Genomic DNA, 20,637 nt, shown 5'->3' on the forward strand with positions numbered 1-20,637 from the left:
CTTGTGCCAACACAAGTTTCACTGCTTCTTCCCGCAATTCCGGTGTATATCTCTTTTTCTGTTTCATTATTTCTCCTGATCGTTTATTTTAACAAACAGGAATGTCCTAAAAAATCAGGATACCTCAGCTCGACTGCTTGAATAGCGTGGACCAAGGTGTGTCCGCGCACTTGCGCTGCCCCTTACTCATGCCATAGACGTACAAATTGACTAAAACTAGGTGCAATCAAGCTGAGTTGATGAGTAGCAGGATCAAGTATTTCAACTGTCGGCGGACTACTATTAAAATTCAGACAGATCAAATAGTCTCCAGCATCTCGCGCTATTGGAATATATCTATCAGGAAGATTGCTTACTCCTTGAGGACGTGCATACCACATAATGGTAGGCGGTCTTAGCTCATCGCTAAATTCAAAGAACTCACTGATGCATGTCCCTGAATCTTCATACTCGAACGAAGATATCTCGGGACTGGCGCCATCAGCATATTTCATGAGGTCGATATAAGAGTCAGGAAATACAAGGTCTAGCTGCTTCTGTATCGAAGAAACCATCCGTGCATCCACAGATGATTTTTTTTCTATTCCAAATGAACTCCAGTCAAACATCGAACATAACTCCTTGAATTTTCCTAGCGATTAATGCAACGCATAGGGTCGATTGACAGTGCGCAAAGCCTGGAAATACATCAATGTCGACCCCGCCTCTCGCATAGCACTTTGCCTTAAGGGAATGCAGGCAAAGCCGGACAAGCTGACAATTGCCTTCGATTTGAATTCTCCTTGAAGCAAGCCCCCCGATGAAAGTGTAATTAATACAATTAAATTACATTTATGATAATATATCATGTCAATGTTCTATTTTTGACGCAATCTGGAAAGTCTATATTTTGTCGATAATGTCAATTTATTACCCAAAAAAAGGAAATGCGATGACTTCAACAGCAAATCAACTCGAAACGAGATCTGGAATGAAGTTTCACAAAAAAGGCCGCAAGATCTATTTTAGCTCAGCACTGATAGCACTTTGCGCCAACCTGTTCTTTCTGCCGCAGGCGCATGCTGATCAAACAATATCGGCAATGGCTGGGCCCTGGCCTATCACAATCAGAACATGCTCTCACGATGCGGGCGCCGTTTGCTCTCTAACGTGGAGAGGAAAAGAGTTTATCAACGATTATGACCATGGCCGACAACTACAATCTGCTTCGTCGTTTGACAACTTGGGTGAAAGTTTTAATCCAACTGAAGCGGGAGCAGCGGTACCGTACAACGGCGTCAATCCTAGTCCGAGCAGCAGTATCCTGCAAGGGGAGTGGGCAACCAGTAATGTCCTGGCCACACAAACAAAAATGGCATTCTGGTATCCGGTAGGTGGTAACCAGGTGTCAAATCACATCCTCAACAAAAGAATCACCATCGGCCTGCCCAATATGCCGCATGTGATTGAGTATCTGACGCAATTTACCATCCCTAGTAATGAATCCCATTCTTTCGGCGTATTTGAGGCTCTGACAGGGTATATGCCACCAGAGTTTTCCAAGTTTTATACATTTGACGTCAGAAACAATGCCGTCATGGAGGCCCCATTAAGTGACGGGCCTGGTGAGCAAAATCTGCCTGTCATTTTTTCTACGCCAGACGGTGGATGGGCAATGGGGATTTATTCGCCAGAAGCGCCACAAGCCACATTCGCAGGCTTAGGCTATGGTCGGTTCAGATTTCCAGATACGGTGAAATGGAATAATGTATTTCGCATTTACAATCCGTCTGGCACCTATCACTTCAGGTCTTACGTCATCGTTGGATCATTGGAAAACGTCAAGGTTTCAATGAAACAATTATATAACTATGTGCATTGATAAATTGCCCGCGCACTCCTCCTCTTGATCCAGCCGTTGCGTCATTACGTCATTGAGCAGCGCGTTTTAAAATACGCGCTGCTCAATGGTGATTGACAAGAGTGCGATTGGCATGCGTGCGATTACGCCATACTATTCGCTCCTACGGACCTGCACTTTGCATTAACGGAATGTGGGTAATTTAGGCCGGCCTTATATACCAAATATCTTTCGCTCACACTGCCGTTTTTCTTCCTCTACTTTTAATTTTTCACAGCTGCGAAGACGTGGTTTTAATTCTGCCAGTTCGGCATATTTTTCGTTTCTCTCTAATGCCATACATTTCTTTAAGTTGTGCACATAAATATAAGAGGTATTGACATCAGGATTTTCAAAAACTTCGGTCGTTATTTTTGGCATGACACGCAAAGTCAAAGGGTCATTCTGCAATCCATCTTTGACGAGAACGGTGACATTTTCCAGTGACATGCCCTTGTTTCTGGCAACGGCAATATTGGATGCAGACTGTGCGACATTTTCGCAGAGAGGCACTCGCTTCAATGGATCCCATGCAGACCGTGGGTTTCTTTCGAGGTAGTTGGCAATATAGCGCGTATCTGCATTTTGGCCTTTGTAATGCGAACAGGCATCGACAATTGCAGCTTGAGTTGCGCCACGCTTGATGGTCTGATCTGCATAAATAAGCTCATAGATTTTGCCAACAACCGTGATGTATTCAGACAGCAAGTTTGCTGGAATTTTAAGATGACGATTCATTGATGCTTTGACCATGTTGAATGCAATCTCCTTCGGCATTGCAGAATCACGTCCGTCTACTGCGAAGTCTGCATACATATCCAGGTTTGAACAAACCTTCAAGGTTTCTTCATTGACAGGAGGTTGAATGCTATGGTCTGCTGCCTTTACTGAAAAGCAAAATCCCATGCTCAGGATGAAAAAGAGGGTCAATATTTTATTTTGCATTATTTGAATACCAGGTTCAGAAAGAGACAAGAAGGTGCAAGAGCCAAGTAGGGGCAGGCTTTACATTATAACAATTCCAAGCTGAGGAAATGCATTTTTTCAATTGTCACTATCGGCTCACTGTCGAAGATAGCGCCGAAGAAAACGCTGGAATTTAGTCATTGCAAATCAATGACTTTAAATGTTTTCTCAAAAAACCTGACCGAATCTTTCGCTTAATCCAGCGAGCAAAGTAAATGATCGCTGGATTAAGCCTGCAATGAGTATGTACAGCCTCAGCAATGATGATACGTCTCGTGCCTCAGGCAATTTCGCTGTCAATCAGCTTACTCCAATAAGCAGCTAATTTTTTATACCCTGTCAGATTAGGATGAATCTCATTTTCCCAATCATTGGATTCGCCTTTACTGCCAGGTTCAGCAGGTGTCAGTAAATTTTTGGTATCAACGGCAACCACACGGTTGCCAGGTATTTTGGCAAGCTCTTCAATGACACTGAACATTTCATTGATTAAGAGTTTTTTGATGCTCCCCCATAACTCAGGAGGGATCTTATGTTTTTTTAGCGATACGGCCAACCAGCCATTTGGTGCAACAATTGGTATGCCAGCCATTCGGGGAGTGGCGTAAGCATATGAGTGCGCCAGGATAGGTATGCCTGCATAATTTTTGTTTCTGGTTTCAATCAGCTTTTGATAGTGACCAAGCATGCGAAACTTGAATACTTCCAGCCCTTGTGGACATATATAGGCCTCTGGCAATTGTCTTTGTGGAGCAGGCACTTCTGATGTATTGAGTAATATCCTGTGCGACCTGTCCAGTTTTTGATCGGCAGCGGCCAATGCGATCAAATCATTGCCACCACCAGACACTAGGATGCCGCGATAGGGAATTCCATTTTTCAAGAGCAATTCCCTGAACAGTGCCCGGTTCTGCAATTCATTGACCATGTTCTTTAATTCTTGTCCCGAACGGGCAAATCCGACTATTGTGTATTCTTTTTTCAAATCCAGTTGATACAGGATATTGCTCGTGTCCCAAGGCGGAAGTGACCCCACATCAAACCAGGAATCTCCAATTGCCAGCAGTGGCAATCCTGAGATTTTTTCAGCTTCAATTTCTTTGGTAATCGAGTAAATGAGATGTGGACGCATGAAATTTTCCCTTAATAAATTCGTCGAATCAGATTGAGGTGTAATGCATTGAATTGATTGGAACTTGACGTGACCATGCATAGCTACTGATCAGTGACAACTTCCCTTGCAGAAATTTCCCGCTATTGACGCTTGGCGCGGCATTAACTTTTCCGTTGCTATAGCATCCTTTGCCCACCTATCCCGCACTTGCGCCTGATGATTGCAACTTGATTCCAAACTGCGTGAGACAGTTGAAATACTACATTGTTATTTACTTAAATAATTATAAGTTCAACTAGTTTTTTTTATAATCATCTACCATTGCAACAATGTGCTTGTTATTCATGCCGGGCAGAAATTCTTTACCTTATCTGGGGATACAGGACAGCTTCTACTCCAACGATTTTCCTTATGCAATCTGGGAAAAAAACTTTGGGATTGCATCCTTAGATTGCAACAATGGGAATGATGTGGATAACGGCAAGATAACATTAAGTTAAGACTGGATTTGCAGAAACCCCCGTAATATGCTTTAATTTGCAACCTGGTTGCAAATTCCTGAGGTTTAAAATTCACTCCACGCTGTTATCCATACTGTTTGCTACCACGATTGCTGGTGTCTTGAGCATCACTGCGGCTGCCATTTTTTCGTTTTCGTTGCTCTCCAAAGTGGTAGAGCGCATGGTGAGCTTGTCGGTGGGCATCATGTTGTCCACTTCTTTGCTGCATGCCTTGCCAGAGGCTTTTGAATCAGGGGCTGACGCGCGCACGCTGTTTGCCTGCCTGCTGGGTGGCTTGCTGGCTTTCTTTTTGCTGGAAAAATTCGCCATCCTGCGCCACTCGCATCACCATGAGGGGGATGGTCACGAACATGAACATGGTCATGATGCGCATGAGGCGGGCAAGGCTGGCTGGATGATACTGGTGGGCGATGGCCTGCATAATTTCACTGATGGCATATTGATCGCAGCGGCGTTTTTGGCCAACCCCAAACTGGGCCTGGTGACTGGCCTGGCCATCATCGCTCATGAAATCCCGCAAGAAATAGGTGATTTCATTGTCTTGCTGAATGCCGGTTTTAGCCGCATGCGTGCTTATATGTACAACCTGATCTGCAGCATGATGGGTGTGGTCGGTGGCGTGATTGGCTATTACACTCTGGAAAGTGCCAGCGGCATGATCCCGTATGTGCTGGTGTTTGCGTCTTCCGGGTTTATCTATATTGCGGTCAGCGATTTGATGCCGCAGATGCAGAGACGGGCGACGTTGAAAGAAACGATACCGCAGATTATTCTGGTGTCACTGGGGGTGGTGCTGGTGTTGTTTGTCACCAGGCATCATTAGTCATTTTAGAATTTGCTTGTACTCGTTGGTTGGGCCGGGCCCAACCAACGAAATGCAATCCCCGTCCGTTAATTCAACGCTCCACCGGCCTGGATGCATCTGCACACCACTCACTCCACGATCCTGGATACAAAGCCGCTCCGTGCAGGCCGGCTACTTCCAGCGCCAGCAGGTTATGGCAGGCGGTAACGCCTGAGCCGCATTGCATGATGGCATGACTGGAGTCGCCCACTACAGCAGACCACTCTTGCAGTAACTGATCGGCAGCTTTGAAACGGCCATCGGCTTGCAGGTTGTCTTTGAAGAAGCGGTTTTTAGCTCCGGGGATATGGCCGCCGACTGGATCGATGGTTTCATTCTCGCCACGGAAGCGGTCAGCAGCGCGGGCATCCACCAGGGGTTTGGCAGCACTGCTGATATTGCCCAACACCTGGATGACATCAACTGTGTGCACCAGTGAATCACGCTCTGCAAAGCCGCCATTGCGTGCAGCGGGCACTTCTGTGGTCACCTGCTGCTCTGCTGCCAGCCAGGCTGGCAAGCCGCCATCAAGCACTGCCACGGCCCTGTGGCCCACCCAGCGCAACATCCACCAGAGGCGTGCGGCAAACATGCCGCCATGAGCATCGTAGACGATGACCTGGCTATCGTTATTGACACCCAGGGCTTGCAGGGTGGCGATGAAGTCGGCTTTTTCAGGCAGGGGATGGCGGCCACGGAAGACGCCATCTGGCCCGACTTTGGCAGCCGACAGGCGCTGGTCCAGATGGACGAATTGCGCACCAGGGATATGGCCCAGGTCATAGGCTGCCTGGCCGACATTGGCATCCATCAAGTCATGACGACAATCCAGCACGACCCAGTTCTGGTCGTTGATATGTGTGGCCAACTCTGTTGCACTGATCAATGTTGTATACATCCTGGTCTCCTGAAAAAATGGTGATTATTCTGAACTGATGGCATCGCCGGGTATAGGTTTGCGATTGGCTTTGGCATTATAGAAGGTTGCAAGCAGGCCGCTACATAAAATCACGGCTATACCTAGCCAGCTTAACCAGGCCAGGCTTTCTTTCCAGATCAGCACATCCCAGACACTGGAAAACACAATACCCACATATTGCAGGTTGGCTGTGACCAGGGTATTACCCAATCGATAAGCGCGCGTCATCGCCATTTGGGCGACAGCAGCCGTCACGCCTATTGCCAGCAAGAGCATGATGCCCCGGCTATCGAGGTGATGCCAGGTAACATCACCCGCACTTGCGTAGACTGATTTACCGATCAGGGCACCCAGCAAACCAGCTACCGCGCAGGTCAGGGAAAAATAAAACACTACGCGGTATTCAGGCTCGCCCAGCAAACCCATTTGCCTGACTTGCATATACGCCCAGGCTGCCAGCATGCCGGAGACCAGGGCAATAACGCCGCCCATGATCTGGTCAGCATGTATGCTGGGCCGTAGCAGCAGGACTACGCCGACAAAACCCATGAGGATGGCAGCGACAGGTTGCCATGCAAGGCCACGCTGCTTGCTCCACCATGCACTGATCAGCAAGATGGCGGCGATCCAGATGGGGGACATATAGTTCAGTGTCACCGCCATCGCCAAGGGTAATTTGCCGATGGCATAAAACCATAGCCACAAGGCCAGCACACCTACCGCACCACGTACCAGATGATGGTAAGGCATGCGAGTTTTTAAAGTACCGCCCTGTAACTTGACCAGCAAGGCGATCATCAGCATGCCGATGGCACCGCGATAGGCAACGATTTCTGAAGTTGAATAATCTGCCGATGCCAGCTTGACGCAGACACCCATGATGGAAAACAGAAAGCTGGCAACCAGCATCCATAAAGACTGCATAACAACTGAACTCCAAAAGATAAGGGAGGCACAAGCCTCCCTTAACATCTTACATTACACTGCGATTTTTCTTCGGTACCATTCATGGAAGTGCTGCATGCCATCTTCCATGGGGGATTGATAGGGGCCGACTTCATTGACGCCACGGTCAAACAAAATCTTGCGCCCGGCATCCATGCGCTGACCGATTTCATCATCCTCGACACAGGTTTCCATGTAGGCGGCACGTTCGGCCTCGATGAATTCGCGTTCGAACAAGACGATCTCTTCAGGATAATAAAACTCGACCACGTTGCGGGTCTTGCCAGTGGCAGTTGGCCACAGGGTCGATACCACCAGCACATGCGGATACCATTCAACCATGATGTTGGGATACAGTGTCAGCCAGATCGCGCCGTACTTGGGTGTTTCACCATTGCGGAATTTCAGCACCTGTTCTTGCCAGCGCTGGTAAGTGGGCGAGCCAGACTTTTGCAAGCCCTTGTGCACGCCCACGGTTTGCACGCTGTAGTCTTCGCCGAATTCCCATTTCAGGTCGTCGCAAGAGACAAAGCTGCCCAGGCCAGGATGGAAGGGCTCGACATGATAATCTTCCAGATAGACCTCAATAAAAGTCTTCCAGTTGTAATCACATTCATGCACTTCGACATGGTCGAGCATATAGTCAGTGAAATCCAGGTCCTGGGTAACACTGAGTTTGGACATGCGTTCCATGACGTTGTAGCCGTTTTGCTCGAACAGCAGGCCATTCCAGTTTTGCAGCGGTGTACGCTGCAAATTCAGGCAGGGCGTGTCGGCAAAATGCGGCGCACCAATGAGCTCACCTTTTAGGTCATAGGTCCAGCGATGCAGCGGGCAGACAATATTATTGGTATTGCCGCGCCCATTGAACATCAATGCCTGACGGTGACGACAGACATTCGACATCAGTTCTATGCCCTGCGCGCTACGCACCAGCATGCGGCCTTCGTTTTCGGCAGCAAGCGTGGCAAAGTCGCCGACATTGGGCACCATGAGTTCATGGCCGACATAACGCGGACCAGAATGGAATAAATCTTTGATTTCGCGCTGTAACAGCGTTTCATCAAAATACACGTAAACCGGAAGTTGCGCGTCAGAACGCGCGAGTGTAGACAAAGAAGCCAGATCGGACATCCCCACCCCCCAAATTAATTTGCACCAACCTAAGAGAGAAAGAATCCACAAAAACCTGTTCCGTAAGGATTTTCAATCCCAACGAAAATTCAAACGATCAAACGACTTGAAGAGGAAATTTTGGACAGAACCGGGGATTATACCTGAACTTTTAAAAAATGGCCTGAAGTACCAATAAAATGATATAACCCATCAGAAAACCTAAGGCGTGTTGACATATCTTGCCTGCAACTCACTTTGCAAACGACGCAATGACAAGGCCGATTCATCTGCAATACGGCGGCGCAATACCAGGAAATTCAAAATCTTCAGTGCCAGGTTGGGCAACTCATATTGCAGATGTCGTTCAAACAGGGTGCCACCGTTTGCAGTGGCTGAGAAATGATAGCTGACAGTCAGGCTTGCACCATTATCGACTGCTGCCTGGCCAGTCCAGCGCTGGACGTTGGCGCACTCGGTTACGGTCCAGACCAGGTGCCCGGTGCGGCCGCCAGCGCGCACATCTTCTTCAAAGCTGGTGCCGGCGCTGGCAATACCGGCATTATTGGTGTATATCTTCAATGAAGATGGATGCCAGTCCGGCCAGTGGCTGGGTGCGCAGGCATAATCAAATGCTTGCTGGACTGGGACTTGTATCTCTATGGCATTGTAGATATGTGTGCTCATGGCGTGCTCTGGTCTCCGTTTTTTAAATCAATCTAACTTCTATCCAGGGCGGCGCGAGTATAAGCTTCAACATTGTCGAGTAGCTTTTCAGTAGCAGCGACGGCTGCATCGGCATCACCACTGGCAATCGCTTCAGCCAGGTCGGCATGGGTCATGGCGGTGACATGCAGGATGTCTTCAAACTGTGACTGTATCTTCCAGAAGCGGCGTGACAAGGCATGCATGCGTTGCAAGGCCGAGACCAGGAATTCATTGCCCGCCACTTCAAACACCAGTTGGTTAAAGGCGCTATCTGTTTGACTGAGAATAAATTCATCGGCCTTGCTGGCAGCCACGCGAAATCCATTTGCGAGGACGCGAAACTGGGTGCGCTCGTCCTTGCTGGCTTTGCGGGTGGCAATGCGTATCAAGCTGCCTTCCATCGCCCGCCTGGCTTCTATCAGGCGCATCTGGCATTGCAGGTCAACTTCACTGACGATCATGCCGCGCCTTGGCAAGATCTTGACCAGCCATTCCTGCGCCAGTCTTTGCAAGGCTTCACGCACGGGTGTGCGACCAAGGTCGAGGTATTCACAGAGTTCGCTTTCAGTAATCGCCTGGCCGGGTTTGAGGTCCAGCGAGACGATGCGCAGTTCCAGCAGACGGTAAGCACGCGCTGCCTGCGATTCATTCTTGATGAGAGGGAAGAGCTTGCTGAATTCTGTTTTATCCATGGTCTGCTGTTGTAAGCGATCGTTGTTTCATTGTGACTGAGGCAAAACCGTGCCGCTGCCAGGTTCCAACGGTGCTTGCACGTGTGGCACTGGTGGCTCCATGCCGAGTTCCTGATAACGCCTGACCACTTCAGGTTTCAGGTGTTGCGAGCTATAGCCATTAAAGAGCGTGCCCAGCAAGCTGCGCTGCAAGTCCGAGGTGCCTAACAGCCAGTCGGCAAAGGGGAAAGTGAGGTTCATATTGTATTCTGTCATCAGCGCCTGGGTGTGGTGCACCATGTGATTGCGGCGCATCGTATTCACCAGCGGCAGATGCCTGACCAATGCACTTTCATCGACATGGCAAAGAAAGTGCATGGCCTCATACCAGAGGTAAAAAGCGATAGCCGTGGCAAACACAATATAGGCGAGATTGCGCCCTGCCAGTAAGGCGCACAGCAAACCCAGCAAGACGCTTTGGATAGCGATCATGACAAAGGCATAGGCCGGGAAAAAGACGATACGATATTCACGCGTGCTGGCCACCCGCATTTCTTCATGAGTGAAGTAATGATGATGCTCTTTGGTATGGCGATGCCAGATGAGTTGTGACAAGCGGTTCTTGCCGCGTTTGTGCAAGCGGTTTTTATGCACATACCATTCATTGACATTGGCAAACAGCAAGGTGGATGGCACACCCAGCCAGGCCCAGCCCGCCCCTTGCACCTGGGTCAGGGCAAGGATGATGAGGCTAATGCCAAGCCCGAATACAAACAGGCCATGCAGGACTCCGTGGTAATAAGGGCTGGTGGCAGCCTGATACTGGCTGCGAAATACGCGTTGCTTGTCATCCATTTCTCACTCCCGGAAAATCCAGATAAATGTAGAACAACTGATATATCACAAGGTCATCATACACATTTTCTGGAAATGGCACAGGCATTTTGCCGGACTGTTTTTTTCTTGGCTTCACGGTTTGGTCAACCAGCAAGCCCCGCGCGGGACTGTCGCAACGCTAGCTTGGAATGAGCAAATCAGACGCAAATCGGAGGGGAATTTGCGGAAAACACATGGACGAGTAGCACAAGAAACTTTGTTGCGAAGAGCCTACAATTTATTCACTGTCAAAAACCGCGCCTGCACTTTAGTGAATTTCATCTAAAACTATATCTTTTCCAGGCTTATGCCTGCATCTACAGAGGGAATATAAATGATTTAACAATTTTCAGCGCGGCTGCCTGCGCTGAAAAATATCCACATTATTCATTTTCCCCGCCTTTTTATGTTGCATAGCAACTTGCTAATCAAGCGCGGGAAACCTAGCCTGAGCTTGCCATATCAAGACCCGCTCACAGAAGCAGGCACATAGGCACCGCTGCGTTTCATTTCAACGATAACAATGAAAGAGACAAAATGAAAAAACACATGGTGAAGAAAGTAATGATGCTAGTCATGGCCCTGATGGTGTTACCAGCACCGTCCTGGGCGGCAGGTTACACGGAGACAAAATATCCTATCGTGCTGGTGCACGGCCTGTTCGGGTTCGACAAGATTGGCCCGGTAGATTACTGGTATGGAATTCCCTCAGCCTTGCGCAGCGATGGTGCCAAGGTCTATGTCACCCAGGTATCGGCTGCCAACAGCAGTGAAGTCAGGGGTGAACAATTGCTGAGCCAGGTCAAGCAAATCCTGGCTGTCACTGGCGCTGCCAAAGTCAACCTGATAGGGCATAGCCATGGTGGCCCCACCATACGCTATGTGGCTTCCGTCAGGCCTGATCTGGTGGCGTCGGTCACATCGGTAGGAGGTGTAAATCGGGGTTCCAAGGTCGCGGACGTGCTGCTGGGGGTAGCTCCGGCAGGTTCGATACCCAATGCAGTGCTGGTCTCCATCACCAATGGCCTGGGACAAATCATCAGCTTCCTGTCAGGTAGTCCGACTATCCCACAAAACTCACTGGCCGCAGTCAACTCACTGAGCACGGCAGGCACACTGAAGTTCAACGCCAAATACCCAGAAGGCGTACCAACCTCAGCATGTGGTGAAGGTGCCTACACGGCACGTGGCGTGGCTTACTATTCCTGGAGTGGTGCCAAGCCTTACACCAACATACTGGACATACTGGACCCCGCCCTGGCCCTGACTTCACTGGCATTTGGTGGTGAAAAAAATGACGGACTGGTAGCCAGTTGCGCCACTCATCTGGGCAAGGTGATACGTGACGACTATGCGATGAACCATGTAGATGAAGTGAACCAGACCATAGGCCTGGTCAACATTTTTGAAACCAATCCGGTCACGCTGTATCGCCAGCACGCCAACCGCCTGAAAAATCAGGGTTTATAAATCTGCGTTCAAATACTGTTGTTAAAGTGCGGACTTTCATTACATTTTCATGACAAGAAGTAGTAAGCTGATGATGCAAGGCAAGTCCGCAAAATAACAGGAAGTACATCTGAAAAAGGAGCGGGAGTCTATGAGAACAGCCAATCTGGCATTTTCCAGCGCGACGGCCCTGGTCGTCGCGGTTTTTTTTATTTTCACTTCCCTGAAATCCGAAGACCAGCGCGAACCCATCAAATTGCGCAAGGCAGACCATAGCTTTGATTTCGTGCGCTCATTTGAAGGCACTACCCAGGATGGCAATCTCAGCCACGATGGTGGCAGCGAATTGCAAGTCAGCGCTGAATTGCGTCTGCTATTCGATTATTATCTTACCGCCACCGGCGAAAAGAAATTGCCTGAGATACGCGCAGAAATTGAAAGAGTGCTCGATCAAAAACTCAGCGCCAATGCCGCCCTGCAAGCGAAAAATTTGCTGGGGCGCTATATCCAGTACAAACAGGCACTGGTCAGCGTCGAGGCCAATGCACAAAACATCAGTGCGGGAAAAACCAGCATGGCCACAGCCGCCCGCCAGCGCTGGTCTGCCATGCAGCAAACCCGTCAGCGTTTTTTCAGTGAAAAAGAAAACCAGGCCATGTTTGGTTTTGATGACGCCTATGACATGGACGCCCTGAACCGCATGGATGTCGCCGAAAACGCCAGCCTCAATCCCGAGCAAAAACAGGCGCAACTGCAAGCCCTGGACGATGCCTTGCCCGTGGAACTCAGAGAAGAAAAGAACGCGCCCTATCAGGTCATCCGCCTGGAAGAACAAGCCAGCAAGCTGCGCGCCAATGGTGCCAGCGATGCCGACATCTATAATATGCGCGCCACCGCAACCTCAGCAGAAGCAGCCACCAGGCTGGCCGAAGTCGACCGAGAAGAAGCCATCTGGAAAGCCCGCATACAACAATACCAGGAACAAAAAAACAAGCTGAACACGGAGATGTCCTTCCACAGTGCGACAGAAAAACAGGCGGCGCTTGATCAGGTGCGCAAGCAGTATTTCAATGCGGATGAACAGCGCAGGTTGCCGGCGTATGAGTGAGATCATTCACTATTCACATTGAAGCATTCAGCCGGTCAAAGATTGCAGGTGCAACTCCTTTGGTTCAGGCATCTGCATATTTCTTTAGAAAAATAGCTTCATCATTTTGCTTGGAAATATGAAGCAACACCGTGCGCATAAGTTCCACAGTGGGGTGCTTCGCAGTGCCCTTGGCGAATTCAAATACATCTTCCAGATTATCATCCGAAAACCAGTATGTAAGGATGAAGCTATCGTCAGGGATAGGCATATAGTCAAACTGTTCTATATTTGCCCAATCGACAGCATCGTCCCACAAAGAGCATTCAGGCCCCCAAGCCAACATGCACAAGCAACCTGAGTTGGCTAGCCACTTGCTGATCATAGAACGCCATTCCGGCGTAACACCCGCTTCAATCACGATGACGGCAAGATAGGGCGACAATGCTGAAATGTCGATAGGGTCAGCACCTGGCTTGAGATGCAGATAAATGGGATTATTTTTCATGGTAAAGCAATCAAGCCTTAACAAGCAGACGGTAAAGACCAGCGCGGCGCTGCTTTGTTGATATTGCCAATCTTCAATGCCGCTTTTCCCTTGATGATATCGGCGCAACTGATATCTGCTTCCAGTACATCTTCATTTAGCCAGGATGGGTCAACAAATTGTGCCGTCACCATGACAGGTTCGTTCTTCACTGGAGTGCTGAGTATGCCTCCGTATCCCTGCCACAATTTTTTCCCGTACAGCTTATAGACTGTCCAGTCTTCACCATCAAGGCCGCTTTGCTGTTCGATAGCGAGAAATTTCTTCCCTTTTGGTGACATCAATATCGTATGACCAGCCTTGAAAGTTTTGCCGTCACTATGGCGCAAGATGATGCCACTGAATAATGAATCGACGTTGTGGCCGATCAGATGTACCTTTAATGCTGCATGATAGCCACAGTAAAACCAGTGTGTGCCTGCCAGCGCTTCATGTGGTGGTTTGTCGACAAACTGTTTCCTGCCTTTGGCATGCTTCACTTCCAACGTGTGTTCTTCAAGCCTGCGTACTTTTGCTGGATTTTGCTGCATCAGTTCATACTCGACTTCAGGGTAAAGCATGGCTTTGTGGCAGCTCAATCGCTGGTTTGCTGCATGGGAATCGCTTACCCATAATGCAGCGATAAGAAGGAGAAAGAATTTCATATTGAAAAAGTAAAATACAAAGCTGCTGTGTCGCCCTGCGTTCAGATAAGTAGATAGCCCTTAGAGGGTACTTTAAGACAGGAATTGAAGAGATGCTGAGTTTGCCATGTTGAGTAGTTACTAACAAGGCAATGCACGCTGGGGCAGCAGATATTTTTAGCCTGAGGGGGCTATGTCAGGGTGAAAATCACACCAGCCCCAGCTCTTCCTCAGCCTCTTGTTCATCTGGGTTTTTTTCCAGAACTTCCATGAGGGCGCGGTCGACGACTTTGTCGAGCTGGAGTATCTTCGCGCGTTTTTCGCGGAAGGTTTGTTCGAGTTCTTCCGCAGTGACCTGGAAAGTTTTTTCCTTGTCACCCGTTGTGAAGATGTACAGGCTGCGCATGGGGCTGACCCAGGCGAGTTTGACTTTGTTGGTGCCACCGGTTTTCTTGGTGAATTCCAGCCAGACGCCGCGTTCCAGTTCAGTGACAGTGTCTACATGCTCATCTGGCGGTGGCGGCGGTTCGGCTTCTGCCTTGCTTTCGGCCTCGGCCCGTTTTGCCAGACGGCGCTCGGCAGCTTGTTGTGCGACTTCGACAGCGATTTCGATCTGGCGTTCTGGTGACAGGTCCAGCGGTGCACGAACGATAGAGGCATGGCATTCTGCCAGATCGGCAAAGAATTGCACGCGGTCAGCATCTTCCCACTTGATCAGGCTCAGCCATTTGTTGAGGCGGGCCAGAATGGCGGGCAAACGGTTCAGTAATTCCTGACGCTGCTGCAGGGTGAGCTTGGGTTGTACGCTCCAGATCAGGTCATCCATGGTCTTGATGGCATCTTCTACAGCGTAAGGCTTTTCTTCCTTGACGCTATAGGCCAGGGTCAGGACCTTGGTCCAGCGGCTTTCGAGGAAGGTTTCGACAAAAGCAACAACTTCGCCAGTGCCCACGCGCAAAGACACTTCATGGGTGGCGGCAATGCTGGCCTGTTTGACTTTTTCTTTTTTCAGCGCCGTCTTGATTGGTGCCTGCAAGGCTTCAGCGGCTTCTTTTTCTTCTTTCTGTATGAAAGATTCGAGGTCGTCGACGACTTCATCAAAGAGGGCGATTTCCTGGTCAAACTCTTGCTGCACGCGATGCACATTGCGTTGCATGGTCTGGAACAGCGGGTCTTGCTGACCTTTTTTCTGGTCCCAGGCAAGGCTGTAACGCGACAGCAATTCAATCATGCGGCGGGCCGGATGATTTTCCTGGAAAAAGAATTCCTTGTCCATCAAGGCAGCCTTGAGGACAGGGATTTGCAAGACAGAGATCAGTTCCTTGATCTGGGTAGGAATAGCCTGATTGCGGAAAACACTGTCAAACACTTGTGACAGCAAATCCAGGGTATTTTTTTCTATGCCGTTATTGGCCAGCTCAGGCATTTGTTCGCGCATTTGCGACAAGCGCAACACGTCTTGCGCGCCAGCCATCATTTGCTGCAACTTGACACTCTTTTGCAAACCCGCCAACTTTTGGAACAATTCTGTCCGGGCGATCGTTTGGGGCTCGCCTGCCTGGGCAAAGCCAGAATAAGGGGTACTGGAAGCAGCAGCGTCTTGTCCGGCTCCCATGCCCCCCATAGAGCCGCCAGCACTGGCGTGTCCAGGATGGCCGCCAAAGCCACCGGCACCACCTTGCCCGCCGCCATATCCGCCTGCCTGTCCACCACCTGCAAACTGCCCGCCCGTCTCATTCGGCGCATCAGGCTGGGCATTGCCAGACAAGAGGTTCCTCAGCTTTTGGGCGACATCAGGCACGGCATCCTTGCGCTTGTCAGAATTGCGGCTGCGGCGTATGCGGAATGATTCATGCAAATCAGGCAGTATGCCTTTGGCAATCAGCGCTTCATTGAGCGCATTCAAAATCGGTTCGAGATCAAACAGGATGTCTGCACGCAGGAGTGGCAAGACCAGCTCATGGGTATTGACATCAGGATCATATTCACACCATGCTGAATATATCGTGTGCAGGAAAATCTCTGGACGGAATGGATTTTGCGCAATGCTCAGTGCTTCGTGATCCATCAGATGGGCGAAACGCATATTCAGCGCGGCATACTGCTCGGCGCTGTCTAGTTCAAGCGTGCGACCAGCGCGGCTCAGGGCCAGCTTCTGGTCCATTTCTTCGTAAGTAACCAGAGTCAATGCGGCGTCAGGATTATTGGCGACAGCTTTGACGCCTTGCAACAAAGCGTCTATTTCCTTGCGGAAAGCTGCTTCAAATGCTGCAGAGGCGAGGTAGTAGAAGGCATAGCCATTCTTTTTCAACAATTGCCCGGCACCAAAGCTCAGGCTTGCTTCACGCGCATCCATGCTTTGCTCGGACAGTGCCAGGAAGGCATTCGCGAGACGGGCAGAGAAAGCATCAATTTGCGATGCCACCAAATGATTCGCCAGCGGGATCAGACCACGCAAGACCGCATCACGAGACTGCATGGCAGTACCGCTGGGCTTGGCTTGGTTGATGGGCGTAGACATGGTGGCAATAAAATCAGTTATTTTGCTATTACAACAATTTCAACATAGAACGGGCAGAAATTTAGCCTGAGGCATTATTTCCAGTTTTTTATTCAGACTGCAGACTGCATAGCTAACTTGGCTCCAGAGTTGCATACAATTAAGACAAACTCATTACACAAAGCAATTATTTCAGTTTCTTACAGATTATTGAGAGGCAGCTAATATGCACAAAATTTAATCAAACCGGATAAACGTACTATATACCGTTAATTTCCACATGGAAATGTTTGAAACGCAATTTCTGAAAATTTAAGTATAGTCTTTGGATAAATCCAGAACTGCAACAGCTTCGAACAAACTCCCTAAAATCGCTTATCAGGATTGCACTAAACAGTAAATTTCTTGGGATTGCACTAAAATAGCAGGTTGAACTCTGTTTACCTTATTTTTCACGCCGATTTTTACGTTTGGTTTCACTTTTTTTTGTTAACGGCGCGAAACAAACATTTCTTTATGACAAAAAAACAAGCAACTGCAAATCTATCTGTTCCTGCCCATGTGGAAGGCTTGTCGTTTGAAGCTGCTATGGCTGAACTCAATCAACTAGTCGCCAGTATGGAGGCAGGCGAACTGCCGCTGGAAGCCTCTGTGAGCGCTTACCAACGTGGCTCGGAACTGGTGAAATATTGTGCCAGCCAGCTCGAAAAAGTAGAACAACAAGTCAAGGTGCTAGAAGCTGGCATGCTCAAGCCTTTTGCTGATTCCGGCAATCAAGGCAGTAACGCAGGCAATGAGGAATGAGCATGAATGAACAATTTGGTAACTGGATGCGACAAGCGCAGGCAAGCTGCGAAACCAGCCTGAAACAGTTTTTGCCGGATGGAAATACAGTTCCGCAACAATTACATGCCGCCATGCATTATGCCACCCTGGATGGCGGCAAACGGGTGCGCCCTTTATTAGTATATGCCGCTGGCAAGCTATTTGATGCCCCTGCGGCCCTGCTGAGCCGTGCTGCTGTTGCGGTTGAAATGATCCATGCCTATTCACTGGTGCATGACGACATGCCTTGCATGGACGATGATGCCTTGCGCCGCGGCAAGCCCACGGTACATGTCAAGTATGATGAAGCCACCGCCTTGCTAGTGGGTGATGCCTTGCAGGCACAAGCTTTCCTGGTGCTGTCAGAGGGTGAAGGCGACGCCACGACCAAACTGGCGATGCTGCAATTGCTGGCGCGCGCTGCCGGCTCGGTTGGCATGTGTGGAGGCCAGGCGATTGATCTGGCCAGCGTCGGTTTCGCCCTGAACCGAGAACAACTGGAGCAAATGCACAGGCTAAAAACCGGCGCTCTGTTGCGTGCTTCTGTATTATTAGGGGCCATGTGCGGCAAAACCCTGACGGCAGATGAAACTGCTGCACTGGACAGCTATGCGGCCGCCATAGGCCTGGCTTTTCAGGTGGTGGATGATGTACTGGATGCCACGGCAGATTCTGCGACCCTGGGCAAAACGGCGGGCAAGGACGCGGCAGACAATAAGCCTACCTTTGTCAGCCTCATGGGCCTGGATGCTTCTCGCGCATTAGCTACGCAACTATGCCATGATGCGCATGAGGCGCTGAGTAATTTTGGTGACAAAGCCAGCTTATTGCATGAGCTGGCAGATTTGATCGTGCAGCGCCAAGCCTGATGATATGTTGTTGATGTTGTAGTTGATGTTGTGGGGTGCCTTATGCGCACCGCCTTAGCAAAACGAAGAATAGTACCCGGACAGTAACAAGCCGGAAAAGTAAATGCAGTGCAGGTATGCGATAGCAGCTCCGGCGGTCGGCCAGGTATGAAAAGACCGATCATCTGGGACGTTTAGCCAAGTAATGAAAAAGAACAATGACGACTTTATTAAACACCATTAATTCCCCCGCTGACCTGCGCAGCATGACGCGCAGCCAACTCAAGCCTCTGGCCGACGAGTTGCGTCAGTATGTGCTTGACTCTGTTTCCAAGACGGGCGGCCATTTGTCGTCCAACCTGGGCACGGTGGAATTAACCATCGCCCTGCACTATGTCTTCAATACGCCAGAAGACAGGCTGGTATGGGATGTCGGTCATCAGACTTACCCGCACAAGATTTTAACTGGCCGTCGTGACCAGATGCATAGCCTGCGTCAACTGAATGGCATCTCTGGCTTCCCGCGTCGTGCGGAAAGCGAATACGATACCTTTGGCACTGCACATTCGTCGACTTCGATTTCTGCCGCGCTGGGTATGGCGCTGGCCGCCCGCATCAAGGGTGAAGACCGCCATGCAGTTGCCATCATCGGTGATGGTTCGATGACGGCAGGCATGGCGTTTGAAGCCATGAACAATGCCGGCGTACATGAAGACATCAATCTGCTGGTCGTGCTGAACGACAACGATATGTCAATCTCGCCGCCGGTCGGTGCACTGAACCGTTACCTGGCACGCCTGATGTCGGGCAAGTTCTACGCAGCAGCCCGCAATGTCGGCAAATCAGTCCTGCCTTCCCCTGTACTGGAACTGGCCAGACGCTTCGAAGAACATGCCAAGGGCATGATAGTGCCTGCCACCATGTTTGAAGAATTCGGTTTCAATTACATAGGCCCTATTGATGGCCATGATCTTGATTCATTGATACCGACACTGCAAAATATCAAGAACCTCAAAGGTCCGCAATTTTTGCATGTGGTCACCAAAAAGGGCCAAGGTTATAAATTGGCTGAAGCTGATCCGGTTTTATACCACGGCCCTGGCAAGTTCAATCCAGCAGAAGGCATCAAACCTGCTGCTGCACCTGCCAAGCAAAGTTATACCCAGGTCTTTGGTAACTGGTTGTGTGACATGGCGGCGGTGGATCAAAAACTGGTCGGCATCACCCCGGCCATGCGCGAAGGCTCAGGTATGGTGGAATTTGAAAAACAATTCCCCAAGCGTTATTACGATGTCGGCATTGCAGAACAGCACTCAGTCACTTTTGCAGCGGGCCTGGCTTGCGAAGGCTTGAAGCCTGTCGTCGCCATCTACTCTACTTTTTTGCAGCGCGCTTACGATCAGTTAATCCATGACGTTGCCCTGCAAAACCTGGATGTGACATTTGCACTCGACCGCGCTGGCCTGGTTGGTGCAGATGGTGCGACGCATGCCGGTAATTATGACCTGGCCTATCTGCGCTGCATCCCGAACATGGTGGTCATGGCAGCATCTGACGAAAACGAATGCCGCCAGATGCTGAGCACAGCCTATCAATATCCTGGCCCTGCGGCTGTGCGCTACCCACGCGGTGCTGGCACAGGCGTGCCGACTGGCAAAGATCTGGACACTATCCCGCTAGGCAAAGGTGAAGTCAAACGTCAGGGCAAGCGCATCGCCATACTGGCCTTTGGATCGCTGGTACACCCGGCCCTGCAGGCAGCAGAACAGCTTGATGCCACCCTGGCCAATATGCGGTTTATCAAACCGCTGGATGTGGAGTTACTCAAATCTCTGGCCGCCAGCCATGATGAACTGGTGACAGTAGAAGAAGGCTGTACTATGGGTGGTGCTGGTTCTGCTGTGGCAGAAGCGATGGCCGAAGCTGGCATCCATAAACCACTATTCATACTGGGCTTGCCCGACCGCTTTGTCGATCATGGTGACCCGGCTTTGCTACTCGCCCAATGTGGGCTGGATGCAGCGGGGATAGAAAAATCCATACGTGCCAGGTTTCTCTGATTGACAAAAAAAGACCATTAAATTCACCACACGGGCAAAGAGAAAGTTAGATAAAACCTCCAGTGTTTCGATTTTAGCTTAAACGCACATTACTACCTGGACTGATTTCTGACATTCTCTGAGAGCAAGCTGTGAAACCGGG

Annotated in this window: 20 protein-coding genes; 7 read left to right on the forward strand and 13 right to left on the reverse strand. The window is 49.8% G+C overall.

From position 1 onward, the window contains the following. Window positions 1-182: 182 nt before the first annotated feature. On the reverse strand, window positions 183-608 hold the full coding sequence (locus tag H8L47_RS27305) for an SMI1/KNR4 family protein (protein ID WP_186956984.1): 426 nt from the start codon (window positions 606-608) through the stop codon (window positions 183-185). A 323-nt stretch (window positions 609-931) separates the two neighbouring features. Here H8L47_RS27305 and H8L47_RS27310 point away from each other — a divergent pair, with 323 nt between their 5' ends. Further along, window positions 932-1,861, forward strand: coding sequence for a hypothetical protein (locus H8L47_RS27310; protein ID WP_186956985.1), 930 nt, complete (start codon window positions 932-934; stop codon window positions 1,859-1,861). Between the two features lie 192 nt (window positions 1,862-2,053). Here H8L47_RS27310 and H8L47_RS27315 read toward each other — a convergent pair whose 3' ends face one another. From H8L47_RS27315 to H8L47_RS30360, 3 genes are all read right to left on the reverse strand, one after another. Next, window positions 2,054-2,824: a hypothetical protein gene (locus H8L47_RS27315; protein WP_186956986.1), complete on the reverse strand. Its 771-nt coding sequence runs from the start codon at window positions 2,822-2,824 to the stop codon at window positions 2,054-2,056. Between the two features lie 301 nt (window positions 2,825-3,125). Beyond that, complete coding sequence (locus H8L47_RS27320; RefSeq protein ID WP_186956987.1) at window positions 3,126-3,977, reverse strand: SGNH/GDSL hydrolase family protein; 852 nt, start codon at window positions 3,975-3,977, stop codon at window positions 3,126-3,128. A gap of 554 nt (window positions 3,978-4,531) precedes the next feature. Beyond that, window positions 4,532-4,666 (reverse strand): hypothetical protein, encoded by a 135-nt coding sequence (locus H8L47_RS30360; RefSeq protein ID WP_305257923.1) that lies wholly within the window; start codon window positions 4,664-4,666, stop codon window positions 4,532-4,534. Here H8L47_RS30360 and H8L47_RS27325 point away from each other — a divergent pair. Further along, complete coding sequence (locus H8L47_RS27325) at window positions 4,602-5,303, forward strand: ZIP family metal transporter (RefSeq protein WP_305257922.1); 702 nt, start codon at window positions 4,602-4,604, stop codon at window positions 5,301-5,303. The genes H8L47_RS30360 and H8L47_RS27325 overlap by 65 nt on opposite strands. Before the next feature lie 73 nt (window positions 5,304-5,376). Here the strand turns inward: H8L47_RS27325 and H8L47_RS27330 are convergent, their stop codons facing one another. The 6 genes from H8L47_RS27330 to H8L47_RS27355 all read right to left on the reverse strand — a co-directional run bounded on the left by H8L47_RS27330 (window position 5,377) and on the right by H8L47_RS27355 (window position 10,535). Then, window positions 5,377-6,222 (reverse strand): sulfurtransferase, encoded by an 846-nt coding sequence (locus tag H8L47_RS27330; RefSeq protein WP_186956988.1) that lies wholly within the window; start codon window positions 6,220-6,222, stop codon window positions 5,377-5,379. Window positions 6,223-6,246: 24 nt separating this feature from the next. Next, window positions 6,247-7,167 carry a DMT family transporter gene (locus tag H8L47_RS27335; protein WP_186956989.1) on the reverse strand — a complete coding sequence of 307 codons (921 nt, stop codon included), beginning with the start codon at window positions 7,165-7,167 and terminating at the stop codon, window positions 6,247-6,249. A gap of 54 nt (window positions 7,168-7,221) precedes the next feature. Continuing rightward, window positions 7,222-8,322 (reverse strand): aromatic ring-hydroxylating oxygenase subunit alpha, encoded by a 1,101-nt coding sequence (locus tag H8L47_RS27340; RefSeq protein WP_186956990.1) that lies wholly within the window; start codon window positions 8,320-8,322, stop codon window positions 7,222-7,224. Window positions 8,323-8,523: 201 nt separating this feature from the next. Further along, window positions 8,524-8,988, reverse strand: a complete 465-nt coding sequence (locus H8L47_RS27345) for an SRPBCC family protein (RefSeq protein ID WP_186956991.1) — start codon at window positions 8,986-8,988, stop codon at window positions 8,524-8,526. A gap of 32 nt (window positions 8,989-9,020) precedes the next feature. Further along, window positions 9,021-9,701: a GntR family transcriptional regulator gene (locus H8L47_RS27350; RefSeq protein ID WP_186956992.1), complete on the reverse strand. Its 681-nt coding sequence runs from the start codon at window positions 9,699-9,701 to the stop codon at window positions 9,021-9,023. Window positions 9,702-9,728: 27 nt separating this feature from the next. After that, window positions 9,729-10,535, reverse strand: a complete 807-nt coding sequence (locus H8L47_RS27355) for a fatty acid hydroxylase family protein (protein ID WP_186956993.1) — start codon at window positions 10,533-10,535, stop codon at window positions 9,729-9,731. Window positions 10,536-11,093: 558 nt separating this feature from the next. Between H8L47_RS27355 and H8L47_RS27360 the strand changes: the two genes are divergently transcribed. Together H8L47_RS27360 and H8L47_RS27365 are read left to right on the forward strand one after the other, a co-directional pair. Beyond that, the gene (locus H8L47_RS27360; protein ID WP_186956994.1) at window positions 11,094-12,026 is read left to right on the forward strand and encodes a lipase family alpha/beta hydrolase; all 933 of its coding nucleotides are present in this window, start codon (window positions 11,094-11,096) and stop codon (window positions 12,024-12,026) included. A gap of 130 nt (window positions 12,027-12,156) precedes the next feature. Continuing rightward, window positions 12,157-13,113: a lipase secretion chaperone gene (locus H8L47_RS27365; RefSeq protein WP_186956995.1), complete on the forward strand. Its 957-nt coding sequence runs from the start codon at window positions 12,157-12,159 to the stop codon at window positions 13,111-13,113. 64 nt (window positions 13,114-13,177) lie between these two features. On the opposite strand, the gene H8L47_RS27370 is transcribed toward H8L47_RS27365, so the two are convergent. From H8L47_RS27370 to H8L47_RS27380, 3 genes are all read right to left on the reverse strand, one after another. After that, complete coding sequence (locus H8L47_RS27370; RefSeq protein ID WP_186956996.1) at window positions 13,178-13,600, reverse strand: DUF7684 family protein; 423 nt, start codon at window positions 13,598-13,600, stop codon at window positions 13,178-13,180. 17 nt (window positions 13,601-13,617) lie between these two features. After that, window positions 13,618-14,283 (reverse strand): hypothetical protein, encoded by a 666-nt coding sequence (locus H8L47_RS27375; RefSeq protein ID WP_186956997.1) that lies wholly within the window; start codon window positions 14,281-14,283, stop codon window positions 13,618-13,620. 187 nt (window positions 14,284-14,470) lie between these two features. Then, a complete protein-coding gene (locus H8L47_RS27380) occupies window positions 14,471-16,783 on the reverse strand; it encodes a DUF1631 family protein (protein WP_186956998.1) in 2,313 nt (770 codons plus the stop codon). A 495-nt stretch (window positions 16,784-17,278) separates the two neighbouring features. Between H8L47_RS27380 and H8L47_RS27385 the strand changes: the two genes are divergently transcribed. The 3 genes from H8L47_RS27385 (at window position 17,279) to dxs (ending at window position 20,495) form a co-directional block, all read left to right on the forward strand. After that, entirely contained in the window at window positions 17,279-17,566 is a 288-nt protein-coding gene (locus tag H8L47_RS27385) for an exodeoxyribonuclease VII small subunit (protein ID WP_186957020.1), read from the forward strand. Window positions 17,567-17,568: 2 nt separating this feature from the next. Then, window positions 17,569-18,456, forward strand: coding sequence for a polyprenyl synthetase family protein (locus H8L47_RS27390; RefSeq protein ID WP_186956999.1), 888 nt, complete (start codon window positions 17,569-17,571; stop codon window positions 18,454-18,456). A gap of 197 nt (window positions 18,457-18,653) precedes the next feature. Continuing rightward, window positions 18,654-20,495, forward strand: coding sequence for a 1-deoxy-D-xylulose-5-phosphate synthase (gene dxs, locus H8L47_RS27395; protein ID WP_186957000.1), 1,842 nt, complete (start codon window positions 18,654-18,656; stop codon window positions 20,493-20,495). Window positions 20,496-20,637: the final 142 nt, after the last annotated feature.

Source organism: Undibacterium umbellatum (genome assembly GCF_014284125.1).
In the GTDB taxonomy this organism is placed as follows: Bacteria; Pseudomonadota; Gammaproteobacteria; order Burkholderiales; family Burkholderiaceae_D; genus Undibacterium; species Undibacterium umbellatum.

Coding starts and splice junctions, on each gene's coding strand:
- H8L47_RS27305 (WP_186956984.1), bottom strand. CDS start 608: ATGTTTGACTGGAGTTCATTTGGAATAGAAAAAAAATCATCTGTGGAT.
- H8L47_RS27310 (WP_186956985.1), top strand. CDS start 932: ATGACTTCAACAGCAAATCAACTCGAAACGAGATCTGGAATGAAGTTT.
- H8L47_RS27315 (WP_186956986.1), bottom strand. CDS start 2,824: ATGCAAAATAAAATATTGACCCTCTTTTTCATCCTGAGCATGGGATTT.
- H8L47_RS27320 (WP_186956987.1), bottom strand. CDS start 3,977: ATGCGTCCACATCTCATTTACTCGATTACCAAAGAAATTGAAGCTGAA.
- H8L47_RS30360 (WP_305257923.1), bottom strand. CDS start 4,666: ATGATGCCCACCGACAAGCTCACCATGCGCTCTACCACTTTGGAGAGC.
- H8L47_RS27330 (WP_186956988.1), bottom strand. CDS start 6,222: ATGTATACAACATTGATCAGTGCAACAGAGTTGGCCACACATATCAAC.
- H8L47_RS27335 (WP_186956989.1), bottom strand. CDS start 7,167: ATGCAGTCTTTATGGATGCTGGTTGCCAGCTTTCTGTTTTCCATCATG.
- H8L47_RS27340 (WP_186956990.1), bottom strand. CDS start 8,322: ATGTCCGATCTGGCTTCTTTGTCTACACTCGCGCGTTCTGACGCGCAA.
- H8L47_RS27345 (WP_186956991.1), bottom strand. CDS start 8,988: ATGAGCACACATATCTACAATGCCATAGAGATACAAGTCCCAGTCCAG.
- H8L47_RS27350 (WP_186956992.1), bottom strand. CDS start 9,701: ATGGATAAAACAGAATTCAGCAAGCTCTTCCCTCTCATCAAGAATGAA.
- H8L47_RS27355 (WP_186956993.1), bottom strand. CDS start 10,535: ATGGATGACAAGCAACGCGTATTTCGCAGCCAGTATCAGGCTGCCACC.
- H8L47_RS27360 (WP_186956994.1), top strand. CDS start 11,094: ATGAAAAAACACATGGTGAAGAAAGTAATGATGCTAGTCATGGCCCTG.
- H8L47_RS27365 (WP_186956995.1), top strand. CDS start 12,157: ATGAGAACAGCCAATCTGGCATTTTCCAGCGCGACGGCCCTGGTCGTC.
- H8L47_RS27370 (WP_186956996.1), bottom strand. CDS start 13,600: ATGAAAAATAATCCCATTTATCTGCATCTCAAGCCAGGTGCTGACCCT.
- H8L47_RS27375 (WP_186956997.1), bottom strand. CDS start 14,283: ATGAAATTCTTTCTCCTTCTTATCGCTGCATTATGGGTAAGCGATTCC.
- H8L47_RS27380 (WP_186956998.1), bottom strand. CDS start 16,783: ATGTCTACGCCCATCAACCAAGCCAAGCCCAGCGGTACTGCCATGCAG.
- H8L47_RS27385 (WP_186957020.1), top strand. CDS start 17,279: ATGACAAAAAAACAAGCAACTGCAAATCTATCTGTTCCTGCCCATGTG.
- H8L47_RS27390 (WP_186956999.1), top strand. CDS start 17,569: ATGAATGAACAATTTGGTAACTGGATGCGACAAGCGCAGGCAAGCTGC.
- dxs (WP_186957000.1), top strand. CDS start 18,654: ATGACGACTTTATTAAACACCATTAATTCCCCCGCTGACCTGCGCAGC.